At 40.1% G+C, this 19,447-nt stretch carries 20 protein-coding genes, 1 other RNA gene and 3 pseudogenes; 8 read left to right on the forward strand and 16 right to left on the reverse strand.

Annotated features, from left to right (window positions below):
* Positions 1-319 precede the first annotated feature (319 nt).
* From FJR06_RS17530 to FJR06_RS17555, 6 genes are all read right to left on the reverse strand, one after another.
* Positions 320-601 carry a hypothetical protein gene (locus tag FJR06_RS17530; protein WP_015079373.1) on the reverse strand — a complete coding sequence of 94 codons (282 nt, stop codon included), beginning with the start codon at positions 599-601 and terminating at the stop codon, positions 320-322.
* Positions 601-822: a hypothetical protein gene (locus tag FJR06_RS17535; RefSeq protein WP_015079372.1), complete on the reverse strand. Its 222-nt coding sequence runs from the start codon at positions 820-822 to the stop codon at positions 601-603. Before FJR06_RS17535 ends, FJR06_RS17530 begins: the two co-directional genes overlap by 1 nt.
* 569 nt (positions 823-1,391) lie before the next feature.
* On the reverse strand, positions 1,392-1,775 hold the full coding sequence (locus FJR06_RS17540) for a DUF6516 family protein (protein ID WP_015079370.1): 384 nt from the start codon (positions 1,773-1,775) through the stop codon (positions 1,392-1,394).
* On the reverse strand, positions 1,765-2,055 hold the full coding sequence (locus tag FJR06_RS17545; protein ID WP_015079369.1) for a hypothetical protein: 291 nt from the start codon (positions 2,053-2,055) through the stop codon (positions 1,765-1,767). Before FJR06_RS17545 ends, FJR06_RS17540 begins: the two co-directional genes overlap by 11 nt.
* A gap of 366 nt (positions 2,056-2,421) precedes the next feature.
* Entirely contained in the window at positions 2,422-2,769 is a 348-nt protein-coding gene (locus tag FJR06_RS17550) for a type II toxin-antitoxin system PemK/MazF family toxin (RefSeq protein ID WP_168651916.1), read from the reverse strand.
* Positions 2,766-3,083 (reverse strand): hypothetical protein, encoded by a 318-nt coding sequence (locus tag FJR06_RS17555; protein WP_015079366.1) that lies wholly within the window; start codon positions 3,081-3,083, stop codon positions 2,766-2,768. Before FJR06_RS17555 ends, FJR06_RS17550 begins: the two co-directional genes overlap by 4 nt.
* A gap of 271 nt (positions 3,084-3,354) precedes the next feature.
* Between FJR06_RS17555 and FJR06_RS17560 the strand changes: the two genes are divergently transcribed.
* The 3 genes from FJR06_RS17560 (at position 3,355) to FJR06_RS17570 (ending at position 5,037) form a co-directional block, all read left to right on the forward strand.
* A complete protein-coding gene (locus FJR06_RS17560; protein WP_015079365.1) occupies positions 3,355-3,576 on the forward strand; it encodes a hypothetical protein in 222 nt (73 codons plus the stop codon).
* Positions 3,569-3,982 carry a hypothetical protein gene (locus tag FJR06_RS17565; protein ID WP_015079364.1) on the forward strand — a complete coding sequence of 138 codons (414 nt, stop codon included), beginning with the start codon at positions 3,569-3,571 and terminating at the stop codon, positions 3,980-3,982. The genes FJR06_RS17560 and FJR06_RS17565 overlap by 8 nt, the downstream gene beginning before the upstream one ends.
* 503 nt (positions 3,983-4,485) lie before the next feature.
* Entirely contained in the window at positions 4,486-5,037 is a 552-nt protein-coding gene (locus tag FJR06_RS17570; RefSeq protein ID WP_015079363.1) for a transposase, read from the forward strand.
* Between the two features lie 117 nt (positions 5,038-5,154).
* On the opposite strand, the gene FJR06_RS17575 is transcribed toward FJR06_RS17570, so the two are convergent.
* The 3 genes and pseudogenes from FJR06_RS17575 to FJR06_RS17585 form a co-directional block, all read right to left on the reverse strand.
* Positions 5,155-6,225 (reverse strand): alpha-xenorhabdolysin family binary toxin subunit B, encoded by a 1,071-nt coding sequence (locus FJR06_RS17575; RefSeq protein WP_168651917.1) that lies wholly within the window; start codon positions 6,223-6,225, stop codon positions 5,155-5,157.
* Between the two features lie 76 nt (positions 6,226-6,301).
* On the reverse strand, positions 6,302-7,498 hold the full coding sequence (locus tag FJR06_RS17580) for an alpha-xenorhabdolysin family binary toxin subunit A (protein ID WP_168651918.1): 1,197 nt from the start codon (positions 7,496-7,498) through the stop codon (positions 6,302-6,304).
* Positions 7,499-7,856: 358 nt separating this feature from the next.
* A pseudogene (locus FJR06_RS17585) lies at positions 7,857-9,250 on the reverse strand (site-specific integrase).
* Between the two features lie 993 nt (positions 9,251-10,243).
* Here FJR06_RS17585 and FJR06_RS17590 point away from each other — a divergent pair.
* Positions 10,244-11,344, forward strand: a pseudogene (locus tag FJR06_RS17590) (nickel-dependent hydrogenase large subunit); the annotation flags it as partial.
* Positions 11,345-11,542: 198 nt separating this feature from the next.
* On the forward strand, positions 11,543-11,965 hold the full coding sequence (locus FJR06_RS17595) for a hypothetical protein (protein ID WP_015079359.1): 423 nt from the start codon (positions 11,543-11,545) through the stop codon (positions 11,963-11,965).
* Positions 11,966-12,376: 411 nt separating this feature from the next.
* Here the strand turns inward: FJR06_RS17595 and FJR06_RS17600 are convergent, their stop codons facing one another.
* Entirely contained in the window at positions 12,377-12,745 is a 369-nt protein-coding gene (locus tag FJR06_RS17600; RefSeq protein WP_168651919.1) for an SET domain-containing protein, read from the reverse strand.
* 249 nt (positions 12,746-12,994) lie between these two features.
* Here FJR06_RS17600 and FJR06_RS17605 point away from each other — a divergent pair, with 249 nt between their 5' ends.
* Positions 12,995-13,468, forward strand: a complete 474-nt coding sequence (locus FJR06_RS17605) for a hydrogenase maturation protease (protein WP_168651920.1) — start codon at positions 12,995-12,997, stop codon at positions 13,466-13,468.
* 26 nt (positions 13,469-13,494) lie between these two features.
* Here FJR06_RS17605 and FJR06_RS17610 read toward each other — a convergent pair whose 3' ends face one another.
* On the reverse strand, positions 13,495-13,869 hold the full coding sequence (locus tag FJR06_RS17610; protein ID WP_015079356.1) for a hypothetical protein: 375 nt from the start codon (positions 13,867-13,869) through the stop codon (positions 13,495-13,497).
* Between the two features lie 18 nt (positions 13,870-13,887).
* Positions 13,888-14,841, reverse strand: a pseudogene (locus FJR06_RS17615) (SagB/ThcOx family dehydrogenase); the annotation flags it as partial.
* Between the two features lie 115 nt (positions 14,842-14,956).
* Here FJR06_RS17615 and ssrA point away from each other — a divergent pair.
* Positions 14,957-15,348, forward strand: a transfer-messenger RNA (tmRNA) gene (gene ssrA / locus FJR06_RS17620).
* A gap of 128 nt (positions 15,349-15,476) precedes the next feature.
* On the opposite strand, the gene psb29 is transcribed toward ssrA, so the two are convergent.
* The 3 genes from psb29 to hemF form a co-directional block, all read right to left on the reverse strand.
* Positions 15,477-16,148, reverse strand: a complete 672-nt coding sequence (gene psb29 / locus FJR06_RS17625; protein WP_015079355.1) for a photosystem II biogenesis protein Psp29 — start codon at positions 16,146-16,148, stop codon at positions 15,477-15,479.
* 94 nt (positions 16,149-16,242) lie between these two features.
* On the reverse strand, positions 16,243-16,614 hold the full coding sequence (locus tag FJR06_RS17630) for an STAS domain-containing protein (RefSeq protein ID WP_015079354.1): 372 nt from the start codon (positions 16,612-16,614) through the stop codon (positions 16,243-16,245).
* 200 nt (positions 16,615-16,814) lie between these two features.
* Positions 16,815-17,861, reverse strand: a complete 1,047-nt coding sequence (gene hemF, locus FJR06_RS17635; RefSeq protein WP_015079353.1) for an oxygen-dependent coproporphyrinogen oxidase — start codon at positions 17,859-17,861, stop codon at positions 16,815-16,817.
* Positions 17,862-18,243: 382 nt separating this feature from the next.
* On the opposite strand from hemF, the gene FJR06_RS17640 reads away from it, so the two are divergent.
* A complete protein-coding gene (locus FJR06_RS17640) occupies positions 18,244-18,690 on the forward strand; it encodes a DUF6636 domain-containing protein (protein WP_015079352.1) in 447 nt (148 codons plus the stop codon).
* Here the strand turns inward: FJR06_RS17640 and FJR06_RS17645 are convergent.
* On the reverse strand, positions 18,687-19,430 hold the full coding sequence (locus FJR06_RS17645; RefSeq protein ID WP_041457798.1) for a hypothetical protein: 744 nt from the start codon (positions 19,428-19,430) through the stop codon (positions 18,687-18,689). The two genes, FJR06_RS17640 and FJR06_RS17645, sit on opposite strands and share 4 nt — an antisense overlap.
* Between the last annotated feature and the right edge of the window lie 17 nt (positions 19,431-19,447).

Genomic DNA, 19,447 nt, shown 5'->3' on the forward strand with positions numbered 1-19,447 from the left:
GTTCCCTCCCCTTTACAAGGGGAGGGTTAGGGTGGGGTAAAAAATATTTGATACATCAACCATAACTTTCCAAACACCCTCTAAGGAAGCACAAGATAATGGATTTTGAGCGATTCCTACGGAGCGCTTCGCTATCGCACTAACCCAATATTAGCGAACTGACAAGTCAGCGCTTACGCTATCGCAATTAATCACAGTTAAGGAAGCACAAGACAATGGATTTTGAGCGATATTGCTTTTCTCAAAGATGTTCAACGGTGAAGTTATAAGGTGCTTTACATTCTATTAACGCACCCTACAAAATCGGCTGGCCTGCTGGTTAAAGCTTACCAATGAGCTTGTCATATTCTGCGTGAGTTCCGATAGCGAAGCGCTCCGTAGGAATCCAAAACCAAGAAATACCGCTTTCTACCTCAACTCCTAAAGCCCGATAGTCTAATCCTGCTCGAACTGACCAGTATTTTTTACCAATCTTCTTGAAGTGTAATGATGGATGAAATGGATCAGCTTTCAAAAGTTCGTAACACTGATCTGCTGTTTCCTGAACTTGAGGGGATAACTCGTCATAGCATTTCCAAAATCTTCGCGTTGTGTAGTGCATCAGAGTTCTCGGCAATGTCCCGCTTTAAACTCAGCGATTCCTAGGTCGCGCTTCGCTATCGCTTCTTCTGCTAAAGCCTCCAATTTGCCGTCTGCGATGTCTTGTTCTAGTTGCTCGTCCCAATGTTGGTAGTCTACGTCTAAGATCCATTGCCTAAGTCGCTGAAATTGTTCTGGTGTAAGCGTTAAAATAGCTGCTTCAATTTGTTCAATGGTTGACATATCTGATTATAGTTTTTTGACTTCAATCACATTATAGCTTTGCATAGAGGAGCAATTCTAATTTTTACCCTGCCACTGAATATAAAACACACTCTGCACACATCTTTATTATTGATTTGTTTGGATATTGAGCGATTCCTACGGAGCGCTTCGCTATCGCATTAATTCAATATTAGCGATCGCATTTAATAATATTTAAGGAAGTACAAAAAAAGGAAGTAGAGCGATCGCACTCAAACCACAACTAGCGATCGCGAAGCGCGACCTAGGAATCGCTTACCCATGAGATCGCAGTTAATCCCAGTTAAGGAAACGTAAGAGCGATCGCATTAACTCAATATTAGCGAACTGACAAGTCAGCGCTTACGCTATCGCACTTAATCACAGTTAAGGAAGCACAAGACAATGGATTTTAAGCGATTCCTAGGTCGCGCTTCGCTATCGCATTTCCCCAATATTAGCGAACTGACAAGTCAGCGCTTCGCTATCGCAGTTAATCCCAGTTAAGGAAGCACAAGGAAATGGATATTGAGCGATTCCTATGTCGCGCTTCACTATTCACTATCGCACTATCCTAATATTTTTTTAACCTCATTGAGTACCTCATTTAAAAAAGGAGCATCTGATTTAATCACATTATCCTCACTTCCATCATGTTTATGATGAGGAAAAGTAGGGAGATTTAATTTTCGATGATGTTCAGTATTGTCATAACGAAAAATTAGTTTATTTTCTGAATCCATATATTGATAACTATACATTTTTCGATCTATGGAGATTTCAACATAGACAAATTCTCGTAAATGCAGCAAAGAATTATCTTCAAAATCAATTTTTCCTTTGATCAATCCTTCATATATTCCTCTTTTTTCACTTTCAATCTTGAATATTTTGACAATTTCTGAAGATTCAATTAAAAGCTGAATCTGTTGAAAATAATTTTCAATTAACAAAATCAATCTCCTCTATAGACTCTTTCATTTGTTGTAAATGTGTCAACATTCGAGATTCGCCAATCCATTCATCAAAATCAAAATTATGGGATAATTCATCATTATTAAAACGGGTTATAAATTCCTTTGTTGATAATTGATACTTGGTTTCCAATTCTATAATTCGTTCTTCTGTTCTTTTTATTCCTGCTATTACACTTTGTAATCTTTCTGATAAAGCACTTTCAATAATTCGTCTGAGGGAATCTGGATCTTTTGATCTTAGTTTGAGTTCAGCCATTATTTTTTCTCTTCTGATACTGTGCAGTCTAAAAGATGTTCTTGGGGTGAGTAGTTGTTATTCCTTTTTTTATTCTATCACTTGATAATCAAGACGGTAAATACAAGATCGGCGATCTGCTTGCAGCAGCGCTTCGCGATCGCTTACCCATGAGATCACAATTAATCGCAGTTAAGGAAGCACAAGGAAATGGATTTTGAGCGATAGCGAAGCGCTCCGTAGGAATCGCTTACCCATGAGATCGCAATTAATCGAAGTTAAGGAAGCACAAGACAATGGATTTTGAGCGATCGCTTTGATCGCTTTTCTCAAAGATGTTTAACAGCCCCGTTAGACTGTACCTCACAGACTGCTGTTGAAACGAGACTAAAGTCCCAAACAATAGCGAACTACGGTTTCTATGTCCTGCATTTTAGCATCTGAGAGTTTGCCAGAAGGCTGGCTAGGAAAACGCTTTAAATCAAGTGAACGAATTTGAAAGCAAAGAAATACTGTCTCGATTAATAATCTAGTTTCTTCAGGTAGACACCTCACATTTGTTGGATAGTTTTTGGTGATATTTGTTCCTTTTGTACCAACAACTACTGTAACAACTAATGGTAATTGATTAATAGCATCTACAGAAAGCACTAAAACAGGACGCTCTCCTGCTTGTTCTCTACCTTGAACTGGATTAAGATTGACGAAGTAAATTTCAGATCGCTGAACGCTCATAACCTTTCTATTCCATCCAGTTCAGAGATTTCAAACTCAGCATTAATTAGACCTATCTCTCTTTGGATCTCTGGATCATTTGCCATATCAGTTAAGCTTGTCTCAATCAAAGTCCGCATTTTTAATGTATTAATTAGTTTAGGGTCGTTTAGGCTTATTGGTTGGAATATCTCCTGATCACCGTCTACCTGATCAATCAACTCAGGCAATAAGACAATAACCTTAACACGACTGCCGTAAGGAAATGTTAATGCTTGGTCTAAATTAATCTGCCCATTTGTGTTTACTGTCCCTACTAACTCAACAGCTTTCATAAAGCCTCCTTTGTTTTTTGCATCAGTTAATCAAGTCCCCATATTTCTATTTAAGTTAAATTTCCTCCTGGTTGATCAAGAAAATGGAAATTGAGCGATTCCTGCGGGGCGCTTCGCTATCGCACTAACTCAATATTAGCGAACTGACAAGTCAGCGCTTACGCTATCGCAGTTAATCCCAGTTAAGGAAGCACAAGAAAATTTGCCCCTAAGAGAGTGTTACAATGAGACAGAGTGCAAAAAACTAGAATCTGTATCTGTCGTTGAACTTATGCTAACAACCACTCAGTTCGCTCCCATACTTAGGCAATTATCTCACTCCGATAAGCTTTTATTACTTAATTTCCTTGTAGCTGAGTTGCTCCGGGAGTCTGGTATTGTACCGATGTCTATTCAAGATGATGTCCATAGACAAGGTTTACATGACTCTTTTGAGGCTGCTGCCATTTTAGCTCAAGCATTAAAAGAGACACAAGAATTGACTCATGGTTAATAAAGTAAGATTTGCCTTCACTGAGGTAGATCCCAGTCTTGGAGCATTAAGTACACTTCCTTATTTACCACTGACATTAACGTATCAAAATCAATCTTTGAATGTTTCGGGTCTGTTGGATACTGGCTCTAGTGTTAATGTCTTGCCTTATGAAATGGGATTAGCATTAGGCGCAGTCTGGGAAAATCAAAGGTTGTCTTTGCCATTAGGCGGTAATTTAGCTAGATTTGAAGCTCGTGCATTAGTTGTGAAAGCCACTGTTGAACAATTTCCTGCTGTGGATTTGGCTTTTGCTTGGACACAAGATAAGTATGCACCGTTAATACTAGGACACATGAACTTTTTTCTTGCGTTTGATGTGTGTTTTTACAGATCTGACTTGGTATTCGAGATTAGTCAAAGGTAGTTTTATTAAGAATTGTTTCAATATCTTTCTCAGGCTCATCACAATCTTGAATTAACTTGAGAACTACTTTAGCACAAGCGAACTGCTTGCAGCAGCGCTTCGCTATCGCTTACCCATGAGATCGCAATTAATCGCAGTTAAGGAAGCACAAAAAAATGGATTTTAAGCGATAGCGAAGCGCGACCTAGGAATCGCACTAACCCAACATGAACGATCGCAGTTAATCACAGTTAAGGAAACACAATAAAATGAATTTTGAGCGATAGCGAAGCGCGACCTAGGAATCGCTTACCCATAAGATCGCAGTTAATCGCAGTTAAGAAAGCACAAGACAATGAATTTTGAGCGATAGCGAAGCGCTCCGTAGGAATCGCACTTACCCATAAGATCGCAGTTAATCACAGTTAAGGAAGCACAAGATAATGGATTTTGAGCGAACTGCTTGCAATATGACAATACAATAAATAAAAAATAAATTTAATTTCACCCATACTAACTCCATAATGCCTAATTATAGAAGACCTAATGTTTCTGGAGGTACATATTTCATCACACAAGTCACTTATCAAAGAGAATCTTGGCTCTGTACTGATATAGGGAGAAAATCTCTCCGAGAAGCAATAGAAAAAGTAAGGGAAAAATATCCTTTTTGTATTGATGCTTTTGTTTTATTACCTGATCATTTTCATTGTTTGTGGACTTTACCCCCTGATGATAAATATTTGTCGGTGAGATTGCGCCTAATTAAAACCTATGTTACTAAACATTATGGACAAGCATTAGGGGTTAATCGGGAGGTTTCTCAATCACGACAAAAGCGAGGAGAAAGTAATCTTTGGCAACGTCGGTTTTGGGAGCATTTAATTCGGGATGAACGGGATTTTGCGCTCCATTGTGATTATATTCATGATAATCCGGCTCGACATGGATTGTGTGAAAATCCCCAAGATTGGCAGTATTCCAGTATTCATCGGTTTATCGCTCAGGGAATTTATCCAACCGATTGGGGTAAAGATAGCAGAAAGGAAAAACCTCAAGGATATTGGGACGATTAGTAGGGTGCGTTAGCGACAGCGTAACGCACCGAAAATCAGTAAATAATTATACATAAGGTGCGTTACACTCCGTTAACGCACCCTACAAGATCGGCGATCGCACTTCGGAACAACAATTTAAGAAAGGATGACTTTGTTACGCTCATTGCGAGCTTGGTTTACATAAAACTCCATGTCGTTGATAATTTTCATTAAAGTATCCGCTGTAACCGCCTGATTGTTGAAATCTCGAAGTGTTGTCGCGAAACTAAAGAATGCTGTGGACAGCTTAGTGGCTTCCGTAGCAAGCGTTGTCATGGACGTTCCCGCCGTTCCAATTGTGTCTAGCTGTGATAGCGTCTCGTTCTGCGCCCGCAGACGTTCTTGAAAGGCTTCTACCACAATGCGCTGCGTCGTTGCCGCCTTGCCGACTTCATCGCGCATTTGGGTGAGTTGCTCGAATTTAATGACCTTGTCAACAGCCGTCAATATTTTCTTAATTTCCTTTATGGCTAGCTCGATTGACTTCTTCGCGACTGCAACCTCTGGAGCAGCGGCATCCCCCGGGCCAGCATCAAGAAGGCTCGACAGTTCCTCTTCATCTGGCAAGAGTCCAACAAGCTCTTCGGTCGGCCCACCCCGCGCTTTATCAACGGCTGCAGCTAGGGTATCATAGCGCTCTTTGAGGGTTTTGAGACGAGCGGACTCACGATCAACGTCTTGCTGTAGGCGTTCATGGTTTGCTGTCTCGGTGGCTATGGCATCCTTAAGTCGCACCTTGGTTTCTTTCCCAAATGTTGAGAGGCGATCAGCAGAGTCAGAAAGCTTAGTCGCAGCATTCTTAAAGTCTGTGAGGGTGGATGAGACTGCATTACTCAGCTTGCCTTGAAACTGTGCCCGTGCGGTGTTAGCTTGCTCAGTAGAAATTTTGCCCGTGCGTTGGGCTTCGTCAATCTCACCAATTTTTTGTAGATACGATTCGACTGCCTTCATGTTGTTCAACGAGGTTGGCAGCAAGGCAAGAGCGTTGCTGATCTCTTGATTAAGGTAGTCTGCTACAGTGGCGGCGAGCTCAAGGCGATCGGTAAAGTAGGAATATGCTCCATCGCTCACCGCACGAACGCTTCGCTTAATAGTTTGGACAGACTGTGCCACAGACTCAAAGTTCGGGATACTAGCTTTAGAATTGGAAAACTGCATAGTGCTCATGATGACCTTATCCTATGTTTGAAAAGTGTTTGGAAAGCGTGGCTTGTACGCGGAAATATATCGAGGTGAGCTTTCACTAGGAATCGTAGGTTTTTTTGAACTCCTCATAAGCCTTGTCAAAGACTTTCCCAAGATCGGTGCTCATGTCACCCACTTCCTTCCACGGGTTGACAATGCCTTCAAGGTCAGTAACAAAGGTCAGCAACATATCGCTGTCCTTGACTTGATTCCACTTATCAACCGATTGATCAATTCTTGCGATGATGTCAGTCCACAAGAAGTCGAGGTGCTCTAGGGACTGCTGAGCATCTAGGAGACGCATTCCAATATCTGTAAATTGGGTTGCAAACTGATTGAGTATGCCCTGTACCTGCTGTTTCCGCTTGAGATCGTTGGACTTGTCATCCTTTTGCTGGATTTTTGAGTTCATCTCGTTCCGAGCCGCCTCGGCCTTAGCGCCAAAAATGCCGCCTGTAATGGCGAGACCAATAATTCCGCCTGCGGCACCAGTGAATGCAAGCCCGACATACTTGTCGTAGTCTTTCTTCAGTTGATCGATCTCCTTTTCAAGGCTATCAATACTGTCTTGGAGTTCTTTGATCTGACCATCCAAATTGGCTTTCTTAGCCCGCTCTTTCTTGTCTACGATCGCTGGCTCAAGACCATTCACTGTTCTGTTGTCCGATAGGGTGCCACCAGAGATCTCGGTTTTGTAGTCACGCACTGCCATAAGCACCTTGAGCGTCCGTTGCTGCTGGTCGGCGCAGGTTGCCTTTAACCTTTTGATGACTTCTGGCAACGCCGTTTGAATTATAGCGTCCTTGTCACTAGAAATTGGGATTATTACAGTCGGGTCGTTGATGGTTTGCATCTGCTCAATGATATCCATCTTGTTGATGGTATTGATGACTTGGCCACCAATTCTAACGATGTCATCCGATGCGACTTTGAGGCTAGAAGCCTGCTCCTTCACCAGGCCCTCGACTGGTGTCCAGCGGTTAGCATGGTCAGTGATCTTTTGGTACAAATCGATGATTTCGTTAGGCTCAAGTCCAGGGATGCCTGTGCTGTTGCTGCCGATGTCTTTCGTGAACTGTTCGACGCTCTGCGGTAGCTTCCTGGCACCGCGGACATACAGCAAGATTTTGATTAGGTCGTCGGCAGTAAAGATGCCAGCTGCGCGACCGTCCTGAGTTTGACTGCCTGTAAGAAGCATCAGCGTCACGGACGGAACCTGTCCAGCCTCAATAGGTTTAGATTCAACAACAACCATTCTAATTTTTCTCCCAAAATATTCTGCTTACTCAATACCTTAGTCAAATTACGAGGGTGAGATGATAATGCTTTAACCATGAACTCCCGTTCCTCGCTCTTGCTTGGCAAAAACAATCACCCCTAAAAATTCCTTAAAGGTTTCCGACAAGGATTTTTTAAATGTATTGACGGTAGGATAAGGGTTTTAGATTCTAAACTACCTTTTCATCGAAACGCTTATATATGATTATTTTTGCCGTTTTTGCCAAAAATTATCAAGGCTCTTATTTTGGCAATAGTATTGTTACTATCCAGTAATTACTTAGCACATACCCCCTCTATAGTCAACTATTGTCAATACACGGAAAATTTCTTTTTTAAATCCCTATTTGGGTATTATTTAATACAGAGTTTTTCGCATAAGCACGCTTCATTTCAACTTCCAACTTCAACCTTTCATTCTCCATCCTTAACGCCAATATTTCATTCTTCTGCAACTCAATTAACCACCTTTGACTAATTACCTCACCAAAGGCTTTTTTCCGGTTTTCAATCCCAAACCATCTTTGATAAGTCTTTGTATGTTCATCAACTGTATGACCTAAATTATCTGCTGCGGCTTTAATTGGTATTCCCTGAAGATGCGCTCGAATCGCGCAACCATGCCGTAAATCATAAGGTTGAAACTCAATTCCCACCTTTCTAAACCATCTGGATATATCTCTCCGCATCCAATTAATATTTTGTACAGAGGCAATTTTTGCCACCTTTTGTTCTAAAATTTTTAATGGTTTGGGATTATGTAAATCAAATAATTCTATCCATTCAGGTACAAAAGGAATAACTTCTCTATATCCAGTTTTGGTATTTTTATTCACCTTCCAAGTATGATCTATATTTTGGGGAGACATCCACCAATTAATATCTGGTTGGACAAATAATTCCCTTGGTCTTAACCCATAAGTCGCCAACATTCCATATACCCAACGCCACATTTCCCAGGTGTCTATCTCATCACTAATGTTTGTATTTTTGCGGTTGAGGGCAAATTTTTCAAAGAAGTCAAAAGCCGATATTATTTTTTCATCTTCAGGAATTTCTCGATAAGCAGGAGTGACATGATCTCGTTTGACATCGAGTTGAAATCCTAAATTAAAGGTTTTAATCAAAACAGAACTTACCGCAATCAGTTCATTTTTTTTATTTCCCTGAAATGAATTAATAACTTCCTCAAAATTTTCTTTTGTGGCTAAATGGGAGAGAGTCAAGTTTCTTTTAATTACAGATATATAGTTAGCAAAAGTATTTTGACTAGTGATAGTTTTCTGACGAGTTTGATAATATCTTTCATCAAATGTATCTAATAATTCCCCAATTGTTTTTATCTCTTGCTTCTCTCTCGATTTAATTCCTAAATACTTCTCATTCCACTCGAAAGTATGACGAGCAATTAATTTACCCAACTCATAACTTTCTTCAATTGCAGTTTTTAATCCCTCTAAATTTGCGGGTATTCCTAGAGATAAATCATACTGCTTTTTTGTCTTACCTAAACTGTAATCTCCTGGCTTTAAAGGTAAGGTAGCTCGTAATTGGAGAGAATTGCCAGTTTGTTTAATACTAACTCTTATTCTCTCCCTTTTTAAATTAGTATTAGCTTCGACTAACTTCTGTTCAAAAACTGCTTGATACTGTAATTCCGTTGCCTTTATTTTCGTCATTCCCTATACCTACCGTCTGTGGTGTTCTGCGGCTCGAAATCTGCAAACATATCTGCAAACCAGTCCCTTGAGTCTGCATTTGCATCCTCATGTAGAGATGGGGGATAGGTTTCCGATATTACAGTACAGCTATTTTCAAGTAAATAGACCACAAACCGACCTCTCTCCAAACCTCTCTCCTGCAAGGAGAGAGGCTTTGATTTACCCCCCTTCCAGCAACAAAGGTTTTTCTTTTTCCCTCTCCTCTTAGGAGAGGGTTAGGGAGAGGTAGGGAAGGGGCTGGGGGTTAGGTCTAATAATAGTAGTTCAAATACAAGAAAACTGCTGTAAGTGTTAGGGATAAAAATTACCTTGACTCATAGAACCTCGCGGTAAGTGGGAAACTCAGCGGCTTTAGCCCTGAGAGGAAAACGGCACGTGCGATTAAAATCGCTGTGGTTTTTGTGGTACAATTAAATTACGAGTAGGAATAACTATCTACGTGTTGAAGCATCCTAGTATCGGAGAAATCCCGGCTCCCCTGAAACAACGGTTAGGTTTAAGTCCTAACGACAGTATGACGAGCAAGGAGCAAACAAAGGCAGGTTGCGGAGCGTACCGCGTTTTGGCTTAGTGATGGACTCCGAAAGTATTAGAAACAAAAAAGTAGATAGAAACCTAAGCTTGACTTAGAGTGACTAAGTAGACGAAGTTTGACGGTCGTAGCGAAAGTTTTACTCTGTCCGCAGAATCTCAGTGTCTTTAGAGGGTGTTTGAAAAGTCCCTCATGGTGTATCAAATATTTTCAGATCCCCCTAAATCCCCCTTAAAAAGGGGGACTTTGACTCTAGTTCCCCCCTTGCTAAGGGGGGTTAGGGGGGATCTGTAAGTGCCTAAAATCACAACCTAAAACTTTTCAAACAACCTCTTAGACATGAGAGTGTCAATCCCTAAATATTCCCTTATTTATAAAAGCTGAAATGGTGAAAATAAAATGTTCTGATTGAGCAAAATTACTTTAAAAATAAGTTACTCAGGAACATTTACAGCATATCACCTGTTGTCATAGCAGTTATATGGTGCCTGGTGGTGTGATGTGCGCCCCCACTTTAACTGATATTACCCGCGCCTGGGCAATTTTGGAATATTTCCGCACTAATTGGTTAGAACCAGTGTGGTTAGGATGTTCTTTAGAAAGATATGAAGAAATTCAATCTTATGAGGACTTTCAAAAGTGGTTAAATGAAGATGTTAAACATCGAGAATCTGACTTGGGTTTATATTGGAGAATGGGGTTAGATATCGGTTTGGATAGATATGGTGCGGGTGTGGGTAAATATGTGACTTGGGGTTATATTCCCCATGAGGATAAATACAATAAGCCCACTGTTGAAGGACGTAACGCTGCTGTGATTATGAAAAGTGGTGTTTATGATAGTTTTACTGATACTCATAGCTTGATGAATCAAGCATTTGCCCGTGAGAATTTAACCCATTCTTGGTATGATGAGGGTACAGAAGATTGGCATCCAAGCGATCGCACAACAAAGCCAATTAATCACAATCAAAAAGACTTCAATGGGGCATATTCTTGGTCAAGTGCAGTCCTCCACCAAGACTTAGGACGTTTAGAAGCAGGACCCCTCGCCCGTCAATTAGTTGCAGGGGGAAATCATGGGGAATCTTGGCAACATTATGACCCTTTTATTCTCGACACATTCAAGCAAATGGGTGGTGCAAGTGTTCATCTTCGGCAATTAGGAAGAGTCCATGAAATAGTGAAACTATATCGTCAAGCTGAACGGTGTTTAAGAGAGTTCAAATTAAACGATCCTTGGTATATTAAACCAGAAGAAAAAGATGGTAAAGGTTGGGGTGCAACGGAAGCCGCTAGAGGTGCATTATGTCACTGGGTAGAAATCGAAAAAGGCAAAATTAAAAATTATCAAGTTATCGCTCCCGGTACTTGGAATATCGGACCCCGTGACGGTGAAGGACAACTCGGACCAATCGAAAAAGCATTAATTGGAACACCAATTCAAGACCCTAAAGACCCCGTAGAAGTGGGTCATGTCGCCCGTTCTTTTGATTCATGTTTAGTGTGTACTGTTCACGCCCATGACGCGAAAACTGGGGAAGAATTAGCTCGTTTTAGAACAGCTTAATTTAAGATCCCCGATTTCTTCAAGAAGTCGGGGATCTATTTTTCGATAAGTCAGGGTTCTATATAATTGTTATGTGCAGTACAAAAGTTCCCAAATCAGTGGGTTAGTCTGAATTTTAAGGAATAATTGATAATTCCTAATTATCAGATGAAGAATTATCAATTAGGAATTACTAAATACTAAAAATGGTAACTAATTGTGTCTAATTTAGAACTACATCAATATCTTCCTCAACTTCCTGAAGCTGCATTGCAAGAATTTATAGAATGGTGTATGTTGGATCAGTCAACAGCCGCAGGATTAGAATTTAAACCCGATCAAAGTAAGTTAAAGAATTTAGCACCAGCGGATTATTCTAAGCAATTAGTTGACCAATTTATGAAGGTAAGACCTGACCCCATTAGAGCAGGTTTGGTGGCTGTAATTGCAGGGAAACAAGCCGATAAACACGAATTAACAGGTTTAGCTGCTGTGGTTGATTTTGTTTCTCTTTATGTTAAGTATTTAATTCCTAAAGATGGTAGTAATCCAGAAGAAGCTGATGCAATTTTAGCTAAAGCATCACAACATCAATATGAGCAACTTGTGGAAATTGCTAAAAAACATGGTGTGAGTGTATAGATTTGTAGGGTGGGTAATTCCCACCCAGAAAAACGCGGAAGTTAAAGTGATTTTTAGGTAAGTGAATTATAAACTTTTGTCTGAATCAGGATTTACAGGATTTAAGGATTTACAGGATGTTTATTTTTAATATTAGAAATGGGAATTTATGTACTTAACATGAATAAATCATCAATAAATAATCCTGTTAATCCTTTAATCTTGAGCATCCTGATTCTGACAATATGAGACTGGGAATTCATTCCCAGCGGTTGCTAAAGATGAAATTTTGGGAAAGCATCATAAAAATATAGTCGGCTTGAGCCGACTTTCGCTATGAGACTGGGAATTCATTCCCTGGCGGTTGCTAAAGATGAAATTTTGGGGAAACATCATAAAAATAAATGTTGGGTTTCCTTACCTCAACCCAACCTACTCTTCTACATCAAACCAAACAGGAGAAATATCATCAACCTGCCCATTATAATTAATCGTAATTTCCTGCCCTTCCCAAATATATTGATGAGCAACAATATCAATTACATTTTTAGCAAAATTCTTAATATAAACCGCATTGGGATGATAAGAATGATTAAAAAGAGAAGCAAAACCTAAACCTATTGCCCCGCTTTCTCCATGCCAACCAAAATAATAATTTAATAACACCGTTTTAGTAATTAACTTAACTTGCTGTTTAGGAATCACAATCACAGCGGCTCTTTCAATTAAATCTCCTTTAGCAAAATCTTGCTGGGCAAATATACCTCTACCTTTAGTCTCTGTATCACGAAATACTAGCATATTGCAATTATATCTGATGGGTAAGAATGATTTTTGACTAACCACTACAGATAAACGCAGAGAAAATAAACATCAGATCCCCGACTTCTGAGCATTGCTTGATAGTTTATGGAGACGATTACACAAGAAGTCGGGGATCTTGTGCGCTATAGCTACTATAAAGTCAATGATCAAAGATGTAGTCAAAATTTCCGTAAATTTTAATTTTTTGTGCAAAGTTGATAATATTCATGTTATTATAAATATCCCATGCTAACTATCATTGGCTGTGGCAATCTCAATCGGAATGATGATGCTGTCGGCGTAATTATCGTCCAACGTTTACAGCAATATCTCGCCCAAAATCCTCACCCCAACATCCGCGTTTTCGATAGTGGAACTGCGGGCATGGAAGTGATGTTTCAAGCCAGAGGTAGTGAAAAATTAATTATTCTGGATGCCAGTTGCACAGGTTCAGAACCAGGTGCTATATTTAAAGTCCCAGGGAAAGAACTAGAAGCACTGCCCGAACCTAGTTACAACTTACATGATTTTCGTTGGGATCATGCCTTGGCTGCTGGGAGAAAAATCTTTTTAGATGATTTTCCCCAAGAGGTGACAGTCTATTTAATTGAAGCTGCAAATCTGGATTTTGGACTGGAATTAAGTCCTGTTGTTCAACGTTCTGCTGATTTAGTTTTTGCCGAACTAATTACAGTTATCCAACAGAATGTTATGGCTTAATCAACAATCTCAAATCCCCAATTGCATCAGATCCAATCACGATAAACTGGCAACTCATCTACTCTCATTTCAAAGGGTACAGTTTGACTATCGGGAGGACAAACCCGGATTTTGGCACTGCTAACAATGCCATAAAGAACATTTGCCATAGGGACAATTTGTTGCAAAATTTGCCAGTTAGTAACTTGGTCAGGGCATTCAATTACTAAAGTCAAAATACTCGCGTGAGTTGTGGCATACCAACGACAATTAGACAACAAACTATGAATAATGCGATCGCATCCTTCATAAAAGTATTTGCTAATTGAATGCTCCAATTGTTGTCGAAGCATAATATCTGCTGATGTTGGCTGTATAGGGTGCTTATCATCAGCATGGAATTGATGTTCTCTTCTCGCCATTTCCAGTTATTTTCCTATTTATTTACCAATTGCCATTGCATACAATACGTCCTTATTGGTTTCTAGAAAGGCTTGGGTTTCATCATCATAGAAAGCACCAATACCACTACAATCTATTCCCCAATAGTTGCTAAATAAATACACTCTCTGTCCGACAAATCCGGCTAATTGCATAGCCGTTTGATAACTCAAATAGTCGGACACCTATTCCAAACGTTCTCCAAAAACCGTTCTCGGTCAGAATTAAATTGAGGATGTTCTAGCTGCTGCTGGTGACTAGGCTGTAAAGACGTTGTTTGATAGGCATCTTCAACACATTGATTAACTTGAAAATAGTCAGTACCACAGACAAAAGGAATAGGTAGCCTTAAGCGTCTGACTGGTTTTTCTTGCGCTTCTGGTGATATCACACAACTAGTAATAAACTCCTTATTCTCAAATCCCAAATCTGCATTGAGAATAAGTTTATCAAAATCAAAGCCTAGTTGTATGTTGTTTTCATGAAGATATGCAAAAAGCAGCGATAGCACCTAAATGGTGTCCGCTATCCAACAAACAATATCTCAAACTCCTGTCTTGATATTTCCAGCTAGACCTATGATAAACACAACTAACTAAAAAGATGAATCCGTTAATACATTTATTTGGTATAACATAATTATCCAATCCATCATCGCCTAATTCATAAATTAAGGTCAGACAATTATTCTCAACTTCTATATGGTAGATGCCATTTATTATGCCTTCTAACCCACGTATTTGTACATAAATTCCTGTCGGGTATAAAGCCCCCGCAGACGGATTTACCCGCAATTTATAGGGACTATATTGATATATCTTTTCTCAAGTAATAGCACTGGTTAACCACAAAAAAGTATGAATAGGATTATTGCGATTTAATTGCAGCCGGCGATAAAAATGAGGATAAACTTTAAAAGAAGTTGGTTGTGTAGCGGCATCTACATAATTAGGATAGACTAAAATTCATACCCTTAATCAGCAACGCCAGTTTTCAGCAACAGGAATGGTAATCAACTTATTTGTCAAATTGCAAAATTCTGTACTATAATAAAAGTGTGAAGTACATGGGGCTTTAACGGTTTCGACAGGTTGGCGAAAGCTACTCTGTGATTCAGGTCGAGAGCGAGTCATCTCTCGCAAATCAAAGACTCAAAAAAAAAGTAAATGCGAACAATATCGTAAAATTTGCTCGTCGGGAAGCTCTAGTAGCTGCCTAAGAAACCTCTAATAGGTTCGAGCGTCTTTAATTTGACTCCGTTAAGGATTAAAGACCTAACCCCCAACGGATGCTCCAACAAGCGTTCTCTGGTTGGCTTGAAGGCTAAGATTAAATCAGAGCATCCTACGTTCGGGATAATGAACGATTCCCGCCTTGAGGGTCAGAGAGGCTAAACCTGTGAACGAGTGGAGGGTTAATACCCAATTTGGACATGGGTTCGACTCCCATAAGCTCCATTTTCAATTTTCAATAATTTTTAAGCCCGCTAAACACTTTGATGTTAGGCGGGCTTTTTGCTATTTGGGGGATTTCTCAACATGGATATCCCGTTCCCAAATTATTTATTAGTACGGGATAGCGCTGATAGTTAGGCTTGCTTTAAAGCATCGCGTTTTTTCCGATCTGCTGTCAAAATATCTGCCATGACTATGAGTGCTTGCGCCATTTTTTCCAGGTTAGAACTGTATAGTTCTAAATCTTTGATGAGTTTATCTTCAGAGATATGTAACCCGTTAGAGATTGCTTTTAGTGCTTCAGCCCTTTGCTCATCTTTTTTGACAAGTTCAGGATCTGACTGGACTAATAATGCAAATAAACCAACGCCAAATAAACGACTATATTTAAAGTTGGAATTTGCGGCCACCGCTTCTAGTTGCTTTTGCAAATCTGCATCTTGATTGAGGGGACTTGCTTGACTTAAACTAGCAATCAAATCCTTAGCTGGTAAACTGGCAGCTAAAGCTTGCAATCTGGAGGCATCTTGTCGGTAGCTCTGGGGGTCTTGTTCCACAGCCTGACAGATTGCCCGAAAAATTGACTCTTTGTCCTGTTCTGGTTGGTAGCCATCCATGAAGCGGTCAAAAGTTGTGACAACGCCCAAGGCATAAATCGCATCGTAGCTAAAATCAACATTGACTGATAGTAGGTGCATTTCTACCATCAACTCTTCTACTACCCGGCGGTAAATAGTATTAATCGGCCTGGTATGAAGAGTGTAAAAGGTTCTTTTTGTATCAGATACTGTACGGACGTTATTCACAAAGAAAATTTTAGTAAAGACGTATTCCTGTTATCTAGTATGAACTAATCAGAGCTAATTAGCGAAAGTCAGATCAAAAAGGAGTTGATAAATCCTATGGACCAGTGAAAATCTGGTGCCGAGTCTCTAAAACCTGTTTTTCCGTCTCAAAGATTTCAAATACAGTATCCATCATTGTGACTTCAAACACCAGCTTGGCTTCTGGATGAACATTACAAATCCGAAAACTACCATTAACCCTATCAGCTTCACGCATCCCAGCTAATAAAGAAGTCAGCCCAGAACTATCAATAAAATTTACTTGGCCGAGATTGACAACAACATGAGGACTGTGTTTAGAAATACACTCCTGTAGCTTGAGACGAAATTGCCAAGCAGTAGTAATATCTAAGCGACCAGCGGGGGTCAATACCATAACGGTATGACCGTCTTCAGTTGTAAAGGTTTTTTGATCTATATTAATCACTGAACCGATACTTTTTTGCTAAGATTTGCTAATCAACACACTCACAAAGTGAGGAACTATCAATCCATATACAGAGGATGATACCTCACCCTTAGTGTAACTTAAATTCATAGTATTTGATGAAAATAACTGAGGATTGGGGATTGGGGATGGGGAAGAAAAATATTCTCCTCTGCACCTCTGCTCCCCTGTACCTCTGCTTATGCTTGACTTGGTTTCCAGTTTATCCAATCTTGCGGTTTTAGAAAAGTCTCATACAACTCAGCTTCAGGAGAATTAGGTTCTGGTTTGTAGCCATATTCCCAACGAACTAAAGGTGGTAGAGACATGAGAATTGATTCTGTGCGGCCGTTGGTTTGCAGTCCAAAAATTGTCCCTCGGTCATAAACCAAGTTAAATTCTACATATCTACCACGACGGTATAATTGGAAATTACGTTGGCGATCGCCGTATTCCATCCCCTGTCGGCGTTCCGCAATTGGCGCATAAGCAGGTAAAAATGCCCCAGCACAGTCTTGAACTAAAGCAAATATATCTTCCCAACTCCGTGACGGTAATTGACCTACCTGATTACTATAAATAGCTGCGTCCCCATGAGGATCCGGGCCGCGATAGATAGAACCTTGACCATCTTGGTAATCTAAAAATAAACCACCAATTCCTCGTGTTTCATCCCGATGTTTCAGATAAAAATATTCATCGCACCACCGCTTAAACACAGGATAATACTCAGGATGGTGTTGATCACAAGCTTGTTTAAAAGTGTTATGAAAATGTTTTGCATCTTCAGCAAAGGGGTAATAAGGTGTTAAATCCGCACCTCCACCAAACCACCAAACTGGACCTGCTTCAAAATAGCGGTAATTTAAATGGACTGTAGGTACATAAGGATTTCGTGGGTGCAACACCAAAGAAGTACCCGTTGCATAAAATCCATGTCCTGCTGCTTCTGGACGTTGGGCTAAAATTGAAGGAGGTAAATGAGAACCCCAAACTTCAGAAAAATTTACCCCTGCTTGTTCAAAGATCGCCCCATCCCGCAGGACACGCGATCGCCCACCACCCCCTTCTGGACGCTGCCAACTATCTTCCTGAAACGTCCCCAGACCATCTAATTTCTCTAAACCTTGGGTAATTTCATCCTGCAGATTCTGCATAAACTGACTGACTCTAGCCTGGGCATTCACACCAGGGAGAACATCAGATGAATCTTTTGAGATAGTGGGGGTTTGCGCGTTGGTTAACATAGATTCCCGAACCTAAAATTACAATTTCTAAACAATTACAAATTTTTGTTGTCAAAACTTCTCAGCAGCGAAAGTCACAAATCCGGCTTAATCTGCCAAAGAAGTTTGCTATTATCCGTCAAAACACCTTTAAATATCCATTGGCACGGAATTTACTCCAACTTACACATATCATATCTAAAGACCCGTTTTCACAGTTATAGAAATAATCTTATTATTCTCAATACCTTCGCCATTTTTTGCTTTGTTGGATTAAGCGACAGCGCAACAAATACGCATTTGTGGGGTTATGGCTTTGCCACACTATGGCTAACGCCTCCGTACCATTTGCCGTGCGAATGTAACCGTTTCCCAACCCAACCTTTTCAGATATGATCCAATTATGTATAAACAATTGATCAAACCAATTATCTTTGTAGTTACCAGCATAGTAACTGTCTTGCCACAGGTAAGTATTGCTGCACCAAAAGGGTTTCAATCCCCCAGTGGTAATATGTTTTGTGAGCTAATTCCAGGAGCAAAGAATAGTTTAAGGTGTGAAATCAATACTTCGCTAAAACCCAAACCGCCTCAACCTTACCCTGGATATTGCGGGTTTGATTGGGGAATGGGTTTTTTGTTACCTGCTGATGCTAGACCAGAAATTTTGTGTATTAGTGATACTGTCGCTGATAAAAATAAACCCGTTTTGGCTTATGGACGGACTTGGAACAATGGTGGTTTTAAGTGTGTTTCCCAAAAAACTGGTTTAACTTGTACTAATAGTAATGGGATTGGCTTTTTTCTCAGTCGGGAAAAATGGCGAGTATTAGGTCTTTCTAGACCTTAGTTACAAATCTGCCGCTTTTGAAAACCCTTAGCTTGTCCGTAATACACGGTTTTAAACTTCACCTGATTTGTCCCAGGATTGTAGAGAGTATATGTTGCTTCTCCTGGAGTCCGTCCTACATTTCCCACACCAATCACTTGACGAGGGTTAATATTGACAGTTTGTGGAGACAATTGATGATCAAGAGTAGTGATTTCACTGCTAATAGAACCAGCTTGTAACTGATACTGAAAAGTTAACCCAGAACGACCACAAAATAGGTTATTTGCTTGCATTCTTGATAATCTATCTAGCATTTGAATAGGGAGAGTATCGGGAGTAAGTTCATCATTTACACCTGCTGTCGAACCGTGTATTAATAAACAATCTAATTCAAAAAAACCAAAATCCAAGTTTCTCAACCATTGTACTGTCTGACGGGAAACACAATCCCACAACATCTGCACAGTATCACCACCATATTTTGCCAGTAATTCCGGTGCGTCTCCAGTCGGACCTAAACCATGTAAAATCAAACACTGTTCTTCCCACCATCCCTTACAAACCATTGGTTCTAATTCACCCCGTCGCGGTGATTTTACCCTTTCCACTAACTGTTCACATTCTCGCCTTGGACCGACTAAATCACCGATAATATATAATACCTCTATGTAACGGCTTTGCAGCTTAATATCAGCTATCACAGCTTCATAGGCTGGCAAATTTCCTTCAATTCCACTCAATATTGCCCACATAGTCAATTTTGGATTTTAGATTT

The organism is Dolichospermum sp. UHCC 0352 (genome assembly GCF_009711925.1).
In the GTDB taxonomy this organism is placed as follows: domain Bacteria; phylum Cyanobacteriota; class Cyanobacteriia; order Cyanobacteriales; family Nostocaceae; genus Dolichospermum; species Dolichospermum lemmermannii.